The following is a 16,493-nucleotide window of genomic DNA, read 5'->3' as shown; positions in this document are numbered from 1 at the left end:
CAACAGTATGTTGTGAAAATCAAATCCATTACATTAGCTAAGCCATAAAAAAGCCTCTTATCGAGGCTTTTTTATTGTCTTACTTGCTCAACCGACGCTGACGATACACACCTAAACCAATCAATGCCAACAGTCCAAATACTCCCATTGAGCCACCGCCGCTAGAAGAAGAGTTGGTGTTTTTCGCGGTATTCTTAAGAGTCAGAATTGCATTGCTTGATGCAATGCCATCACTATCGACAACACTATATTCAACAGGATAGTCAAACTGACTAAAGCCATTTTTTACAGAGAAGGTAATCTTGCCACCGTAGCAGGTTTCCTTTAAATAACTCGCTGGGCAACTGCCACTATACTCAGCTTCAAAGTTTAAACCTGCTGGGATTTTCGTAAAACGAATTGGAATAATTTGGCCTTCTTCATTTTTATGCCATACCGATTTACCCGCTGGCATAGATGCAACTGGACCATCACCATCATCATTAGTATTTTCTAATAAATTATTGACGGTAACAGACAAATTATTTGACGGACTAATCGTATATTGGGCAGCTTTGGCCACTGGGGTCATATTTTTAAATGCCACACGTACTACACCAGAGGATTCCGCCTGACTCCCTGTCTTTTGTTTTAGCGTATATTTACAAAAACCGTATTCGGTAGGTGCTGTTGTTGCTCCACTAGTGCGATATATAACGATTTGTTTTATTCCCGCATCCCAATCACAGTGTAGGTCATGTGGTGGATTACCCACAATACTTGCTTCGCCTGTACTAGACACCGTAATTTCACTACCAATGCCGATTGGTGAAGTCGTCACGCTGTAGTTTTCAGCATTTAAGGCAATTTGTCGTGTTTCAGCACTTCCATTCACAGACTCTTCTTGAGGTAATGATGCCGGGAACGGATCAAAATAAACCGCACGATATTTAAGGTTATTTTTTAATGCACTGAATACCGCTTCGTACTTTGTTAAATCATCCTGATTGGCAACTTTATATTCTGCATAATCTGGATCGTCGATATCCTTTTTCAAAGCATCAATTGTATTTTGATACTTATCTTGCAGAGCTGTTAAAGACTCATTGGTAATATCTGCCATATCTGCTGCGGTTAAATTCATTAACTCAACCGAACCAATATCACATGTGTTTCTTTGCGTAGGTGATAACTGTAAAGTACCATCTGTGATCCGCAAAATACCCCGTTGATCCGCATCACTACAACCTTCTAAGCCAAGATTGATCAAGTCAAAACCGCTGCCGATTGCTTTCGGGTAATACAAAGGTAAATACAAATTATAAGCAGATTTTGTTTGTAGGGCGCTTAATAAAGTGCCCATAGCATAGCTACTTACGTCATGGTTTTGCAGAAAGCTTTCCGTACTATTCAGCACACTTTCGGGTAAATCACACTGTGCGGCTGCCAGTTCAAAAGCGTTATTACTTGCAACAAATTTTTGACTATTATCAGGTACAGCGTTATTGAGATAACGACAAGATTTACCACCAGTATTGTAGGCCAATACATTGAAATACCAAGCCTTTGTACCATTGTTATCATAATAATAGGTACTAGCCGCATTGTTCTCGACTATTGTATTACTGGTTAAAACGAAGCTAGAAAAAGCACTTAAACGTTCCGTTCCCTGAGAAATGGCACGGATAATACTACCCGTATTTGGATTTGCTTGGTTTTTTGCAATCGTATTTGCTGTCAGTTCAACTTTGGCATTTCCACAGAAGTCCATCACACTATTGCTCGTCGATGAACCATTTTGAATAATACTGCTTTGCTGGAACACAATTTCAGGCTGGGTATCCCCCAAGTTGCCGATACAGTCCATAGCTACCACACTACCTTTAGGTGCGACGTTACCCTGAACTAAACTGCTCACCAATAATGTTTTTTTCGACATATTATGCGCAACGGAGTAGATCGCACCGCCAGCAACTTTGGCCTGAGAGTTTTCAATTGCACCATTATTTAAGGTAAATGCTCCCCCTAAATACAAGGCACCACCACGGTCTTCTGCCATCCCGCCAGTAAGGCGTACATTATTGACGATAAAGTTGGCTTCTGAGCGTGAAGTATTAAAAATACGCGATTTGCCTTGGGCATTAATCGTCGTTCTAATATCTTCATAGGCAGGAAATTTCTGCGTCAGTAAATTTTTTGAATCATAGTTAAAGCGACTTTTCCCCTCTATCACGATCTGATTTAGAGGAACTAACTCACCTTTGGTCAGAAGATATTCACCTGCTTCAAGTTGAATATAATCGGTCTGCCCATTATTTGGATTACCGACATTACATCCACCAAAAGATTTGTTTTTACGTGCAGTTTCAATCGCTTCACGTAAAGAACATTGATTGAGATTTTCACCATTTTCATCATCAAAGGTCGTAACTCTGATGATGTTACTTGTCGCTGCCATAGATGACATAGCCGCAAGGACCATGACCGCCAGCAATCCTTTTTTATAATTTTTCATGTGCTGTCCTTAATTCTATCCAGACTATTTTTTAAAGCGACGAAATCCAACTAAGCCAAGCAGCGCAAAAATACTCGCCCAGCCTAGAGCACCACCCGAAGTTTTAACGGTTTTACTTTCCATTTCATTGTTTGGTTCTTGGAAAATACGCACTTCTGCAGCTAAATAATTTTTTGCCGAAGTATTAAAACGGGTTGAAGACGTCACCACACGCAATTCAAAAATATCTGCGCCATGCCAATTTCCATTTGGCGTGTATTCAAAATCACCATTCAAATTCAGTGTAAATTTACCTTTAGATTCGGTGCTTTGTACAATTATTGGGCAACCATCTTGCCATGGCTCACCCGTTGAATTTGCCATACCCATCACTTTTGAACATTCTTCTTTTGGAATTAAATCACTGTCACCTAATGCATCTAAAATATTAAACTTGGCTACTTCACCTGTACGAATGTCTTTACCTAATCGAGGCATGCTCACAGGAACCACAATTTCTATAGCCCCACGATCACACCAAACATCATCCAAATTACGATTTTTTCCACGCTGATCAGAAGACTCGCAATACACATGATGCTCATTGCCATCTGCTGTGGTCTTCCCCTTATTTAATATCGGGCTTGAGAAAATCGTTTCGTAATCTAATAAAATACGAGGACGTAAATAACCAATAAATGCGTTATTTGCTGTGGTAAATGGACAGAAAAGTGCATTACGATCTTCTGTTAAGGTTTTACAGCTACCTTCATCTTCACCCGCAATTAAACTCGTCCCAGACCATACATCATTTAAATTTGCAGCAGGCCCAACAGGACAACTCGCAGCCACTAAGTTGTTATAAAAAACAGATTGGTCTGTTCCTGAGTTCACGACTTTACAATCTTGAGCGGTACCACTGAGCGCATTACCAATCACCACACTATTGGCTAAATAAGCATGCTCAGAGGTACTATTTAGTTCGATACCGCCACTGTTCTTCAGTACTGTAATATTATTGAGTGCTAAACCATCACGTAAGTTGACAGCAAAACCTTTGTTTTTGAAAAAAGTACTATTGGCAATGATATTTTGAGGGTTACTGAACACCAACTTGCTGATGTCTGCGAGCCCATTTTGATTGTAAACAATCGCTCGACCAGAAGTGCTTTCATTATTTTTGAACAAAGATGTATAGATTTCATAAGCCGGTGCTTCTGAGTAAATTGCACCCCCATCTACCGCTTTGTTGTTTTGAAAAATTGTGGTTCGTATATATAGACGGCTTGCTACAGCTGCGCCATCTTCTGAAAATCTTACATTGTAGATTGCACCACCAAGTCGTGCATAGCCATCTTCAAACTTTACATTTTCAAGTGTAAGTTTTTCATTATTAAAAATGATGCCGCCTTTATCAGCACATTGATCTTGCTTACATCCTTTAAATGAAATTTCTTTAAAATTGATAGCAAGTAGTTCTTTTTCGCCATCATTAATATTAAAAATTTGATCCTTACCCGTCATTTCAATGACGGCATTATTAAGACCGAGTACGACATCTTCATTGACGTTACTGTCATACGCCGTTTTCAGATTCAGTTCTGCTTTAATATCAATTTTTTTAGTGAGTTTATAAACTTCATTTTTTTTCAGAGAAATTGAGGCATAGGCGTCTTTACCCCCGCAACCATTATATCCGGCTTCTGGCATACCATTATTGATATATTCTATGGCTTCACGAAGTGAACATTCCTTGTCATCCTTTACAACATCTTCAGTGGTTGTAACGATAATTTCTGCGCTAAATGCATGACCTGCCATGAGAAGCATGCCAATGCCTATGCTCTGTTTGAGCATATCCATCTCCTTAAATATTTTTTATCTTTTTATTCTTAAGTTGCACAATCCTTGCAACATTAAAATATTTTTATGTACTTTGTCACAGCTTGAGTAATTACTCAAGAATTTTTATTGCTTACCGATATTCATCAATTAGGGCAAAAATCTGTCTTAAATTGGCATGACTCAATTTGACTTTTTCACCTTTTAACATCTGAATCAGTTGTTCTAAAGATCTAAGTAAAATGGATGCCTGATGCGGCCCATGTGCCAACAAATAATCTACAATTTGTTGATCCATATGGATGCCACGTCGCGCCAAAACAGAGTTTACGAGTGCTTGTCGGTCTGCGTATAAACTACCATTTGGTACTTTTACACTGACAGCCTGAGTTAATCGAGACTGTAAATCTGGCAGTTCAAGTTTGAGTTCAATGGGCGCCAGCCGAGATGAAAAGACCAATTGACCACCTTCTTCGTTATTATAATTAATCAGGTGAAAAACAGCTTTTTGCCAATGTGGAACTCCGCTAATCGCTTCAATATCGTCTAAAGCCACCAAGTCATAGCGATCGAGCGAAGTAATCGCTTCAGTGGGAGCATCTAGCAATTCAAGCAATGAAACTTGAATTGCTGATTTGCCAATTTCTAAATAGGAGTCACATATTGCAGACAGTAAATGGCTTTTTCCTGTGCCAGCTCCACCATAGATATAGAAACGATTCATTAATCCTGCATGTAATTGACGTACACCATCGATTACATGTCCCCAACTCGGCCCAGAAAAATCACTAATTCGGGCATCGAGCTGGGGTTCTATATCTAACTGCAATTGACGCATATCTATATTTTGGCCTTATCAATCTTTATGTTCTGATCGTTCAATGTTACTCGAAATTTCAGGATCTTGCAGCGAATTTGCAGACTGATTTTTGAGCTCAATATCGACAGCAATTTGATTGGTTTCTACGCTTAATGTGCCAATTTCAGCATCATTCACCACGAGTACATCATTTCGGTATAAATTACTTTTCTCATAATTTTCACGCGCATGACGTAATAACACCACAATAATCGCTGCGACAGGTAATGCAATGAGCATTCCGAGCAGTCCTGCCAATTGTGCGCCTGCAAGCACCGCAAAAACTACGGCTACTGGAGACAAACCAATTTTGTCGCCCAGTAAGAACGGCTGTAGGATATAGCCTTCTATCGCCTGTCCCACCATGAAGACAACCAGCACTAAGGCCAAATGTACCCAATCCAAACCGAATTGGAATAGACATGCCACAACTGCCGAAATAATACCGACTGCAAAACCCAAGTACGGAATAATGCTGGCTAAACCTGCAATCATCCCGATGATGATGCCGACCTCAATACCCACCAATTGAAGTCCAACCGCATATACAACGCCCAACAAGAACATCACCAAGAACTGGCCTTTTACAAATGCGCCTAGAACTTCATGACATTCGCCTACGATGGTTAATGTGCTTTTTTCGTATTTGCGTGGAATAAGGCGACGCATGTTTTCTAACATACGCTCCCAATCTAATAAGAAATAGAAGGCAATGATTGGAATTAAGACAATCGTGCCACCAATTTGTATGAAGTTCAGACCTGATTGAGCCACTTTTAACAACATGGCTTGGATACTGTCTGCACTATAGTTGGTTTGAATATACTCCATGATCGCTGCTGACATTTGCTCTGTATCAATTTCCATCGGTACAAGATTAAATGTCTCTGATAACCACGGCAGGAATGTATAGTTGACCCAATGAATATTGCTTGGAATATTGTTTTTCGCATACATCAACTGTTCCCATACCAGTGGTACGAGGAACCACATTGAAAGGAATATAGCGACACCAATTCCAATAAAGACCAAACTGATAGATAACCAGCGCGGCAAGCCAATATTATGTAATTTATCGACTAAAGGGCTAAATAAATATGCAATTAGAAATGCGCCGATAAAAGGAACAACTACAGGCTTTAATAAGTATAAAACCCATATGATCAATGCTATCCCAGCAAGAATAAATATTCGGCGCAAGGTGCGATCACCCATATAAAGTCACCTTTTTTCAATGTAATCGTTATAGAAAGGAAAATATTTTAATAAAGATAACATTTTAGTGCGAAATAGCATAAGAGTTTTGCATATTCAGGTTATAATCCCCGCGCGAATGCGGAGACTTCATTATGAGCAACTCAACTTCTACCCCAAACACTGGTTTAAGCTACAAAGATGCAGGTGTCGACATTGAAGCGGGCGACGCGTTAGTCGATCGTATCAAATCTGTCGCGAAACGTACTGCACGTCCTGAAGTAATGGGCGGCCTAGGCGGCTTCGGCGCTCTTTGTAAAATTCCTAAAGGTTATGAAGAACCTGTTCTCGTATCTGGCACAGATGGTGTTGGTACAAAATTACGTTTAGCATTGAATTTGAACCGTCATGACACAATTGGTCAAGACTTGGTTGCAATGTGCGTAAACGATCTTCTTGTATGTGGTGCTGAACCACTGTTCTTCCTTGACTACTATGCAACTGGCCACCTCAACGTTGACGTTGCAGCAAATGTTGTAACTGGTATCGGTGCGGGTTGTGAACTTGCAGGCTGTGCATTGGTTGGCGGTGAAACTGCTGAAATGCCAGGTATGTATGAAGGCGAAGACTATGACCTTGCAGGTTTCTGCGTAGGTGTAGTTGAGCAAAGCAAAATTATTGATGGCTCTAAAGTTAAAGCGGGTGACGTTTTAGTTGGTGTTGCATCTTCTGGCGCACACTCAAACGGTTACTCACTTCTTCGTAAAATTTTAGATGTGAAAAACGTTGACCTTACTCAAATCGTTGATGGTCGTCCACTTGCAGATACAGCAATGGAACCAACACGTATTTATGTAAAACCAATTCTTCAGTTATTGAAAGAAGTGGATGTACACGCTATGGCGCACATCACAGGCGGCGGTTTACCGGGTAACTTACCTCGCGTACTGCCAAATGGTGCTCAAGCGGTAGTCAATGAAGCATCTTGGGAATGGCCAGAATTATTCAAACTACTTCAAAAAGAAGGTGGTGTTGAACAATTTGAAATGTACCGCACATTTAACTGTGGCGTAGGTATGGTTCTCGTGGTTGATGCAGCCGATGCTGACAAAACTGTTGAATTACTCAATAGCCTTGGCGAAAAAGCATTCACAATGGGTCACATTGCAGATAATGCTGAATCTGTTGAAGGCGCTGACGAAAAAATCCGTGTAGTTTTCGCATAAGCAACGTTCATGATTAAAATTGCTGTACTTGTTTCAGGCAGCGGATCTAACCTGCAAGCCCTGATCGATGCCAATCTATCAGGTCAAATCGTTGGGGTGATTTCCAATAGACCTGACGCTTTTGCACTGCAACGTGCAGAAAAAGCAAAGATTGCAACTGCAGTCATTGAACATAAACAATATCCAAGTCGTGAAGCTTTTGATGATGTGATGCATCAACAACTGCTCGACTGGGATGTTGATTTGGTCATTTTAGCAGGCTTTATGCGCATTTTAAGCGCAAAATTTGTCAAAGCATGGGAAGGAAAAATGATTAACATCCACCCTTCTCTGCTGCCAAATTATAAAGGCATGCATACTCATCAACGTGTTTTAAACACCGGTGATGTCTTCCATGGCTGTACAGTTCACTATGTGACTGCAGAGCTGGATGCTGGTCAAGCGCTTGCTCAAGGCGTACTTAAAGTCAATGTGCATGATCATGCTGAAAGTCTGGCAGATCGGGTTCACGTGCTTGAGCATGTGATTTACCCTCAAGTGGCAGAATGGATTTGTAATGGCACCATTCAACACACTGAAAACGGTGTTTTATATCGTGGCGAGCCTTTGCAACAACCTGTTCAATTCTGTAAGTTCTAAGCAACTGTATAATTTAACAATCAACGCATCTTAGGGTGCGTTTTGTTTTTCAGTGCCAAATAAAACTCTATTTATTACTAAAATCTAAAATCTAAAATCTAAAATCTAAAATCTAAAATCTAAAATCCATTTTTGCAGAATGTTCAACTTTATGATCAATATGTAGTTTTTAGTTAAATTAAAGCTTTTAGCATCATTAAAATAATAAGCTTATATTGCAATTAGTAAACCTTATAAATCTAAAAATATTACATCCTTCAAAAAAAGTGGAGAAAATCACATGTTAAAATCCATCACACTGGCGACTTGTGCATGTATAACACTGGGTATGATTGGTTGTGCTACGACATCAAATCCGGCTACTGTTCGTAATTTAGATAAATTACAAAACAAAAATTGGGTTGCGAGTGAAATTCAAGGCGTTAAGCTTGAAGCTGACCCTAACAATTCGAACGTACCCACCATCACTTTCGACGATACTCGTGTAAGTGGTTCTGATGGTTGTAATCGATTCATAGGCGGTTACGCTGTGCAAAACACAAAAATCCAATTTTCAAACCTTGCTACAACACAAAGAGAGTGTTTGACTGCGACAAATATTCCTCAACATTTTTCGCAGGCATTGAGCCAAGTTACTCATTATGATGCCTCTAAAAATCATTTGAAATTTTTAGATGCCAACAACAAAGTTGTTTTACAATTTGAAAATGCGAAATAAATCTCAAAAGTAGAATGTTTCATTCATAAAAAAAGCACTCTATAGAGTGCTTTTTTTATGTGTTGTCGTTTTTAAGGTTCAATGATGACGCTTAGGCAATTTAAGTAAATCTTTGATCAATTCAACAGTTTCCACAGGATGTTCCAATGGGAACATATGACTCCCCGCAGCAACTTTAAATGGAATCGCAAATTTTTTCTCAACCTTTTGTGGAAAGTGCCGAGCTAAAAATGGTCCCTGCTCTGCAATTAACTGCTGTACAGGTACTTGTGGTTGAGCATGAGGTAACCACCACAGTGAAGGATTAGTTCGAAAAATATGAACCTCATCATCACGTGAAATCGTCAATTCCACCCCACCACGCAGTTTATCGTCCATCAAGGCATGATCAATATAAGCTTGATAACAGTCTGGATCGAAATCTTTATAAAAACCTTTCGGCCTTAAAAGCTCTGCTGCTTGTTCACGGCTGTCCCAATGATCACGACGACGCTTCGACAACCCAGCAGGCGACATTTTATCGACGACTTTGAGTTTGAGGAGTTTGGCGATGTGCAAAGCAAAAGACTCTTTCCCCATGATCATAGGCGGATCAATCATTAACACTTGTTCAAACAATTCTGGGCGTTGTAACGCAGCCTGAAATGTTAAAACTGAACCCAATGAGTGACCTAATCCAATGACCTTACGACCATTGGCCTGACGTACAATACTGTCTATTACCTGCTGTGTTAAGCTTTTCCAATGGTTATCGATTGGGTAACGCTTATCTGGCCCAAGTAACGGCACATAGATCACATCATATTCATCACTCAGTAAATCAAACAATTTTTGATAAACCAGTGATGGCACGCCATTGGCGTGCGCAAAATGAATTAACGGTTTCATTGTAACTTCGTGCTGTTTTCAGATTGAACCTGTTGTGACAATGCACTTGCCAAACCTTGACCAAATGAACTTCCCATACGACCTAGCACAGAATCAAATGGGCTGTTTTCAATGGTATAGTTCACAGCTTTTTCAGTTTTCAATTCCCGTTTCAGGCTATTTAAACTACCTGTACGGTCAGCAATACCCAGCTTCACAGCCTGATCACCTGTCCAAAATAAACCTGAGAAAATAGCCGGATCATTCGATTTTAATTTCTTACCGCGACCTTCTTTCACGGCATTAATAAAATGCGCATGAACGTTATCGAGTACACCTTGAACATGTGCTTTTTGTGCAGCATCGACAGGTTGAGTCATGGATAAAATCGCTTTGTTCTCACCCGAAGTCATGGTGCGATCTTCTACACCGAATTTTTGCATCAAACCACTAACACCATAATTCGGCATGATCACGCCAATCGAACCCACTAAACTTGAAGGATTGACAATAATTTCATCTGCCGCAGACGCAATATAGTACGCACCTGAAGCGCCTGTATCACCAATAATGGCATACAATTTTTTATCGGTATGGGCTTTTTTCAAGTACTGAATTTCTTGCCAAATTTCATCAGACTGAACAGGTGAACCACCTGGTGAATTAATATTTAAAACAATCGCTTTGCTTTGTTTATTTTCATAAGCTTTTTTCAAAGCTTTGATGGTATTTGCGCTGTTTACACTTTGCTTGTCCGCTGCAATGGTCCCAATGATATCAACCACAGCAATATGTGAACCCGCTGTCGCTGCTGGATCAGATGACGACATGCTGCAACTTTTTGCCATCGCAATGATAATAAATAACAAATAAGCAAAGGTTAAAAATTTAAAAAATATACCCCATCTACGTGCTCTACGTTGTTCCTCAACGGAAGAAAGCACGGCTTTTTCTAATATTTTCCATTCATTTCCAGTTGGCTGCTGGATATTGTTTGAAGAACTTTGCTGTTTTTCTTCAGGTTTTGGTGGCCATTCGGACATAAAAAAACCCATTTGATCGTTAATTTGTAGTCATTATATACACGCTAATCGCTATAACTGTCTAATCAATTCATTTTCCCCTATAATTATTTTAAATTTTCTTTCATTTCTTTCAGACTTAAATAAGATGACCGACCAAAATTCACAGGACACCACATATCACCTGTTAAAATTTATCAGCCGTCAACCTATTCAAATTTCTAGATTAATTGCAAAAGGTTTGGCTGGGTTAGTCAATGTTTTAAAAATCTCTAAAACCTACTCTACGATTCAACGCAATCTTAAAATTGCATTGCCTGAATTATCAGAGTCAGCTCGCATTCAACTCACTAAACAAGCGATTCGAAACGAACTTTGTTCTTATTTTGAATTTTTTAACATTTGGGGTGCAAGTACAGAAAAAAATATTCAACGAATTCATCACGTACATGGCGCTGAATATTTACATGAAGCGCTCGCCCTACAAAAAGGCGTTGTACTCGTGGTACCACATTTTGGTACTTGGGAAATCATGAATGCATGGGTTGCGCAGTACACTCAAATGACCATCATGTACAAGCCGGTAAAAAGTGAATCTGCCAACAATTTTGTCCGTGCTGCTCGAAGCCGTGAGCAAGCAATATTGGTTCCTACGGATGAATCAGGTGTACGTCAAATTTTCAAAGCCTTAAAACAAGGTGGGACGACGGTGATTTTGCCAGACCATACCCCCAATGCCGGCGGTGAAATGATTCCATACTTTGGTATTCCACTAAAAACCAGCAACTTAAGTGCAAAACTAATTCAAAAAACCAAAGCACGTGCGCTCTTACTGTACGCCATTCGTAATGATAATCATGGTTTTGATATGCATATCGAACCTATCGATGACAATATTTATCAAGGCAATGCAGATGATGGCTCAATGGTTATTTTTAAAGCAGTGGAAGATTTAATTCATCGTTATCCAGAACATTATCACTGGAGCTATAAACGCTTTAAAGCCAATCCAAAATTGAGAAATCTATACAATATTAGTGATGAGGAAGCCGCTCAACGCATTCGTGATATTCGTGAGGAATATCAAAGACAGCAAAAAATTAAAAATGTGACAGAATGACATTTTCAAGCAATACACTTGAAGCAGTTTTCTATTCAGATTCTTTAGATAGCCTGCGATATAGATCGAGCCATTTATACTTTGTACGCTCTTCAATTAGTTCAATTTGTTGTTTATTTTGCTTGAAATGAATACTTCCACTTTGTGCAGTTTGCAAGAGTGGAATGTCTAATTGTTTGAGACGTGTTTGGGTCATCTTTGCAGGATGTCCATAACGATTAAAGCGACCTGCGGAAGCAATCGCCAACTTGGGCTTAAAATGGTTTAAAAACGCATAGGATGAACTGTGCCGACTACCATGGTGTCCAAGCACCAAGACATCGACTTTTAGGTCTGGATAATCACTTAACATTTGATATTCCGTCTCCCAACCCGCATCCCCCATCAATAGAAAATGTCGTGGGCCATTGACGCCTTTGACCGTGACATATAGAACACAAGAACGTTCATTGGCATTCCATTGAGCATTTGTCAGATCTTCAGGCTTTGGCGAGAGTATTTCAAAATATACTTGCTGATCCCAATTCCACTGCTGACCACGCTGACATAAGCGCTGTGGAGCTTGGTTTATGGTTTGTACCCGCTCATTACTTGAAAGCTGTCCAATATCAAGCTGTTGCTCCAATGAGAAAAAGCCACCACTATGGTCTTGATCTAAATGAGTCAATAACACCCGATCTAGTCGATGGACACCTTGCACACTCAAAAATGGCCGGATGATATTTTGCCCAACACTAAATTTATTTTCATCATAGTTTCCACCGAAGTCCACCATCATATGATGATCTACAGATCGGATGTAGATCGCCTGCCCTTGCCCCACATCTAAAATTGAAAGCTGAAAATTTGCTGAATTTCTCCATGGGATAAACAGAGCAAAAAAGGCAATGACCGCCCAATATTTTGGCAAGATTCCTTCAGGTAAAAATAAGATTACTATAACGAGTATCAACAGTACGATCTGAGTTGACGTCAATGCGACATCTTGCATTTGTGGTGCAAAGAGTCGATCTAAGCCATAGAGAAATACATGCAACACTTCTAAACACAGATCATTGAATAAAAAGACCAAATGCGCCAAAGGTGTAGAAATATAAGAAAGTGCCCCTCCGATGATATCTAAAGGAACCACCACAGCCCCTAACCACGGGATGGCGAATAAATTACTTAATGGGCTAATCCAAGTCACTTGCTTGAAAAAAATCACCATCAATGGAAATAAGGCGACAAAGATTTTCCATTGTGATTCCACCATCAACCACATTGAATGCTTTAACTTTTGCCAAAAACTGACTTCCGCTTGAGCCAGTAAATGCATCCTTAAGGTTTGATATATCCGCAGTAAAATAAAGCATGCGCCATAAGACAACCAAAATGCCGCGGATAAAATACTAAAGGGATCCACGAGCAATAAAATTGCGGCACTAAAAACCAGCAGTTGAAAAGGCTGAATGGTTTGCCGTAACAAAAGCATGCTACTTGCGACAAGGCAGATCGTCAGCGTTCTTAGTGCTGGTATTTCAAAACCGGTAAATGCACAATATAAAAGGACACAGAAGATAAAGGGCACGACCAATACATATTGTTTAGGCCATTTGAGATAAATTTTGGGACAATATTTACGGATACCCAACTGCATCGCCCAACAGAGCATGCTGGCAAAAACCAGTACATGCGGACCAGAGATCGCTAGTAAATGACTCATGCCAAAGCGTTGAAATAATTCACTGGTGCCTTCAGTGAGTAAACTTTTATCACCAGTAAGCAGTGCTAGCAGCAAGCCATGATTTCGTAGTGGTTGTTGATATATAAACGCTCTTAAATATAAACGCTGCTGTTCGACTTTTATTTTGAACTGATGCAACACACCTTGATGTCGTTGATACTGATGACCATAGCCCATTGCAGTCATATGTTGGGGTGGTATCAATTCGACTGACTTCACCTTTAAACTGGCATGTATATTTTGCTGTATGCTCCACCGTTCTTGATCAAATGCACCTTCGGTCACATAACTCTGTGTAGGCCGTAACTCACCATACATGCGATAGTATTGCCCGGGAACTAGCTGGATCGTCTGGTCATTATTTTGCAAAATCGAATTGGGTAAATACGCCATAAAATATTGAATCTGCTGATTCACATTTAGCACTTCGACTTTTTGATGTATCGCTTGGTCTTTGAGTTGGCTAATTTGTGGGATATACACAATAAACTCGCCTTGTCTGCTCTGATGCTCAACCAATGCCAAACGCTGATCAAGTTGAGTATTGGCGAAACTGAAGCCGAGAATTGCACCCATGCATAGATTTGTACTGAGCTGTAAGATTTTCGAAAAAATACTTTTTAGTTTTGATGAAATACCAAGCTGTAAACCTAGCCAAATCAGGACAATAAAAAGCAACTGAGCTGTCGAGAGTTGTGGATTCCAAAACCTGAAACCCATAAAAGAAATGCCTAAAATCCAGCCAATACAAAAGCTTTGCAACATGAGTCATCATTATTTTTATTATGTGCTGGCAATAATAAAGCCCACCGAGGTGAGCTTCAATCAAACAATCTTAATCCACTAATTTTTGCGAAATCAATTTAGCGCTTAGTCATCAACCCATAAACCATCTTGCATATGCAAAATCGCATCAGCAGATTGAGCTAAATATTCATCATGGGTCACGATTAACATGGCCATGTTAAATTCTTTACGCAACTCAGATAGCAACTCAAAAATCTTCACTGCGGTTTTTCGGTCTAAGTTCCCTGTTGGCTCATCAGCCATCATCAACTTAGGTCTTGCTACCAATGCACGGGCCAAAGCCACACGTTGACGTTCACCGCCTGAAAGTTCGCCGGGTTTGTGCGTCATGCGGTGGGAAAGTCCAACACGTTCCAACAGGTATTCAGCTTGCTGCTTGACTTCTTTGAAGTTACTCGACTTCCGTAACATTAATGGCATCGCCACATTTTCAAAGGCGGTAAATTCAGGTAGTAAGTGATGGAATTGATATACAAAACCTAAATGCTCATTACGAATATATCCACGCTCTGCTTCACCTAAAGTGTCAAAGCGTTGACCATTAATCAACACTTGACCCGATGTTGGACGATCTAAGCCACCCAATACATGCAACAACGTACTTTTACCAGAACCACTTGACCCCACAATCGAAACAAACTCACCCGCTTTGACTTGTAATGAAAGTCCACGAATCACATCGACTGTAGACTTCCCATCGGTAAAAGATTTGGTAATGTTTTGGGCATCTAAAACTAAATTACTCATAGCGTAGAGCCTCTGCAGGTTGAACTTTAGCTGCACGTAAAGCCGGATAAATAGTCGCGATAAAGCTAAGACCCAATGATAAGGACACAATCACCACAACATCTTGCCATCTTAAATAAGACGGTAAATAGTTAATGAAGTAAGCATCAAACATATTTAAGCCCAGTGTTGTATTCAACCAACCAACTAAATTACTAATACTAGATGCAGCGATAATCCCTAAAATTGCCCCAGACACCGTACCAATCACCCCAATCACTGTACCTTGCACCATAAAGATCCGCGTGATTGTAGCCGGTGAAGCGCCTAGTGTACGCAAAATGGCAATATCGGATTTTTTATCAGTGACCACCATCACCAATGAAGACACGATATTAAATGCTGCAACCAATACAATCAGGAACAGCAATAAACTTACCATTGCCTTTTCCATTTGAATCGCACTGAACAGGTTGCCGTGTGTATAAGTCCAATCTGAAGCATAGAAGTTTGCTGGTAGATCACGCACAATTTCTTGAGAGACTTGTGGTGCTGCAAAAATATCATCCAACTTCATACGGATGCCTTGTGCACCATCTGGCAGTTTTAATAAAGTCGACGCATCGTTCAGAGCTACATAGCCCATCATCGAATCAACTTCCGCACCAATACTGAAAATACCCACAATTTTAAATCGTTTAAAACGCGGAACGACCCCAGCCGGAGAAGGTGTTGCTTCAGGAAGAACTAAGGTCACACTGTCATTCAAGCCTAAACCTAAGGCATCTGTCATTTGCTTGCCAAGGACAATACCAAACTCACCTTTTTTCAGGTTATCGATACTACCTTCCACCATATGGTCTTGGATAATTGATACCTTTTTTTCATACTGCGGTTCAATCCCACTGACCATAATGCCAGACACTTGACCTTGTGCCGTCAACATTCCCTGTAATTGGGTGAATGGTGCGACACCTTGAACATGCTCATGCTGCTCAATTTTTTTTGCAAGTTCAGGCCAATTTGTTAAAATTTGTGTTGAAGAAACAGTGGCTTGAGGTATCATTCCTAAGACACGAGTTTTCAGCTCACGATCGAAACCATTCATCACAGATAAAACTGTAATAAGGACTGCCACACCAAGCGTGAGGCCGATCATGGATACCAGAGCAATAAAAGAAATAAAGTGGTTACTGCGCCGAGCGCGAGTGTATCTCAACCCTATATACAGCGAGATTGGTTTAAACATAACCATCTAGTCCGAGGTAATATAT

At 40.1% G+C, this 16,493-nt stretch carries 13 protein-coding genes; 4 read left to right on the top strand and 9 right to left on the bottom strand.

Annotated elements, in window-relative coordinates:
• Nucleotides 1-79: 79 nt before the first annotated feature.
• The 4 genes from MST17_RS04940 to cxpE form a co-directional block, all read right to left on the bottom strand.
• Nucleotides 80-2,494: a CSLREA domain-containing protein gene (locus tag MST17_RS04940; protein WP_180026960.1), complete on the bottom strand. Its 2,415-nt coding sequence runs from the start codon at nt 2,492-2,494 to the stop codon at nt 80-82.
• Nucleotides 2,495-2,518: 24 nt separating this feature from the next.
• Nucleotides 2,519-4,330, bottom strand: coding sequence for a rhombotarget A (rbtA, locus tag MST17_RS04935; RefSeq protein WP_180026961.1), 1,812 nt, complete (start codon nt 4,328-4,330; stop codon nt 2,519-2,521).
• Nucleotides 4,331-4,448: 118 nt separating this feature from the next.
• The gene (gene hda / locus MST17_RS04930; RefSeq protein WP_078190380.1) at nt 4,449-5,153 is read right to left on the bottom strand and encodes a DnaA regulatory inactivator Hda; all 705 of its coding nucleotides are present in this window, start codon (nt 5,151-5,153) and stop codon (nt 4,449-4,451) included.
• A gap of 18 nt (nt 5,154-5,171) precedes the next feature.
• Entirely contained in the window at nt 5,172-6,389 is a 1,218-nt protein-coding gene (cxpE, locus tag MST17_RS04925) for a chloramphenicol efflux transporter CxpE (protein ID WP_180008957.1), read from the bottom strand.
• A 134-nt stretch (nt 6,390-6,523) separates the two neighbouring features.
• Here cxpE and purM point away from each other — a divergent pair, with 134 nt between their 5' ends.
• From purM to MST17_RS04910, 3 genes are all read left to right on the top strand, one after another.
• Nucleotides 6,524-7,594 carry a phosphoribosylformylglycinamidine cyclo-ligase gene (purM, locus tag MST17_RS04920; RefSeq protein WP_078190382.1) on the top strand — a complete coding sequence of 357 codons (1,071 nt, stop codon included), beginning with the start codon at nt 6,524-6,526 and terminating at the stop codon, nt 7,592-7,594.
• Between the two features lie 9 nt (nt 7,595-7,603).
• Nucleotides 7,604-8,233 carry a phosphoribosylglycinamide formyltransferase gene (gene purN / locus MST17_RS04915; protein ID WP_180008955.1) on the top strand — a complete coding sequence of 210 codons (630 nt, stop codon included), beginning with the start codon at nt 7,604-7,606 and terminating at the stop codon, nt 8,231-8,233.
• A 280-nt stretch (nt 8,234-8,513) separates the two neighbouring features.
• Nucleotides 8,514-8,951, top strand: coding sequence for an META domain-containing protein (locus MST17_RS04910; protein ID WP_180026962.1), 438 nt, complete (start codon nt 8,514-8,516; stop codon nt 8,949-8,951).
• Between the two features lie 78 nt (nt 8,952-9,029).
• Here the strand turns inward: MST17_RS04910 and MST17_RS04905 are convergent, their stop codons facing one another.
• Nucleotides 9,030-9,839, bottom strand: a complete 810-nt coding sequence (locus tag MST17_RS04905; RefSeq protein WP_180026963.1) for an alpha/beta fold hydrolase — start codon at nt 9,837-9,839, stop codon at nt 9,030-9,032.
• The gene (gene sppA / locus MST17_RS04900; protein ID WP_078192397.1) at nt 9,836-10,861 is read right to left on the bottom strand and encodes a signal peptide peptidase SppA; all 1,026 of its coding nucleotides are present in this window, start codon (nt 10,859-10,861) and stop codon (nt 9,836-9,838) included. Before sppA ends, MST17_RS04905 begins: the two co-directional genes overlap by 4 nt.
• 127 nt (nt 10,862-10,988) lie before the next feature.
• Between sppA and MST17_RS04895 the strand changes: the two genes are divergently transcribed.
• Nucleotides 10,989-11,960, top strand: coding sequence for a lysophospholipid acyltransferase family protein (locus MST17_RS04895; RefSeq protein ID WP_180008950.1), 972 nt, complete (start codon nt 10,989-10,991; stop codon nt 11,958-11,960).
• Nucleotides 11,961-11,991: 31 nt separating this feature from the next.
• Here MST17_RS04895 and MST17_RS04890 read toward each other — a convergent pair whose 3' ends face one another.
• The 3 genes from MST17_RS04890 to MST17_RS04880 form a co-directional block, all read right to left on the bottom strand.
• Nucleotides 11,992-14,451: a DNA internalization-related competence protein ComEC/Rec2 gene (locus MST17_RS04890; protein ID WP_180008948.1), complete on the bottom strand. Its 2,460-nt coding sequence runs from the start codon at nt 14,449-14,451 to the stop codon at nt 11,992-11,994.
• A 105-nt stretch (nt 14,452-14,556) separates the two neighbouring features.
• Nucleotides 14,557-15,240: a lipoprotein-releasing ABC transporter ATP-binding protein LolD gene (lolD, locus tag MST17_RS04885; protein WP_078192053.1), complete on the bottom strand. Its 684-nt coding sequence runs from the start codon at nt 15,238-15,240 to the stop codon at nt 14,557-14,559.
• On the bottom strand, nt 15,233-16,468 hold the full coding sequence (locus tag MST17_RS04880) for a lipoprotein-releasing ABC transporter permease subunit (RefSeq protein ID WP_180026964.1): 1,236 nt from the start codon (nt 16,466-16,468) through the stop codon (nt 15,233-15,235). Before MST17_RS04880 ends, lolD begins: the two co-directional genes overlap by 8 nt.
• Nucleotides 16,469-16,493 lie beyond the last annotated feature (25 nt).

The sequence above is a fragment of the Acinetobacter sp. YH16056_T genome (assembly GCF_024605895.1).
GTDB classification, from domain to species: domain Bacteria; phylum Pseudomonadota; class Gammaproteobacteria; order Pseudomonadales; family Moraxellaceae; genus Acinetobacter; species Acinetobacter amyesii.
This window is presented reverse-complemented; position numbering and strand designations above follow the sequence as displayed.

Excerpts from the sequence above, each read along its gene's own strand:
- MST17_RS04940 (WP_180026960.1), bottom strand. The coding sequence starts at position 2,494 with ATGAAAAATTATAAAAAAGGATTGCTGGCGGTCATGGTCCTTGCGGCT.
- rbtA (WP_180026961.1), bottom strand. The coding sequence starts at position 4,330 with ATGCTCAAACAGAGCATAGGCATTGGCATGCTTCTCATGGCAGGTCAT.
- hda (WP_078190380.1), bottom strand. The coding sequence starts at position 5,153 with ATGCGTCAATTGCAGTTAGATATAGAACCCCAGCTCGATGCCCGAATT.
- cxpE (WP_180008957.1), bottom strand. The coding sequence starts at position 6,389 with ATGGGTGATCGCACCTTGCGCCGAATATTTATTCTTGCTGGGATAGCA.
- purM (WP_078190382.1), top strand. The coding sequence starts at position 6,524 with ATGAGCAACTCAACTTCTACCCCAAACACTGGTTTAAGCTACAAAGAT.
- purN (WP_180008955.1), top strand. The coding sequence starts at position 7,604 with ATGATTAAAATTGCTGTACTTGTTTCAGGCAGCGGATCTAACCTGCAA.
- MST17_RS04910 (WP_180026962.1), top strand. The coding sequence starts at position 8,514 with ATGTTAAAATCCATCACACTGGCGACTTGTGCATGTATAACACTGGGT.
- MST17_RS04905 (WP_180026963.1), bottom strand. The coding sequence starts at position 9,839 with ATGAAACCGTTAATTCATTTTGCGCACGCCAATGGCGTGCCATCACTG.
- sppA (WP_078192397.1), bottom strand. The coding sequence starts at position 10,861 with ATGTCCGAATGGCCACCAAAACCTGAAGAAAAACAGCAAAGTTCTTCA.
- MST17_RS04895 (WP_180008950.1), top strand. The coding sequence starts at position 10,989 with ATGACCGACCAAAATTCACAGGACACCACATATCACCTGTTAAAATTT.
- MST17_RS04890 (WP_180008948.1), bottom strand. The coding sequence starts at position 14,451 with ATGTTGCAAAGCTTTTGTATTGGCTGGATTTTAGGCATTTCTTTTATG.
- lolD (WP_078192053.1), bottom strand. The coding sequence starts at position 15,240 with ATGAGTAATTTAGTTTTAGATGCCCAAAACATTACCAAATCTTTTACC.
- MST17_RS04880 (WP_180026964.1), bottom strand. The coding sequence starts at position 16,468 with ATGTTTAAACCAATCTCGCTGTATATAGGGTTGAGATACACTCGCGCT.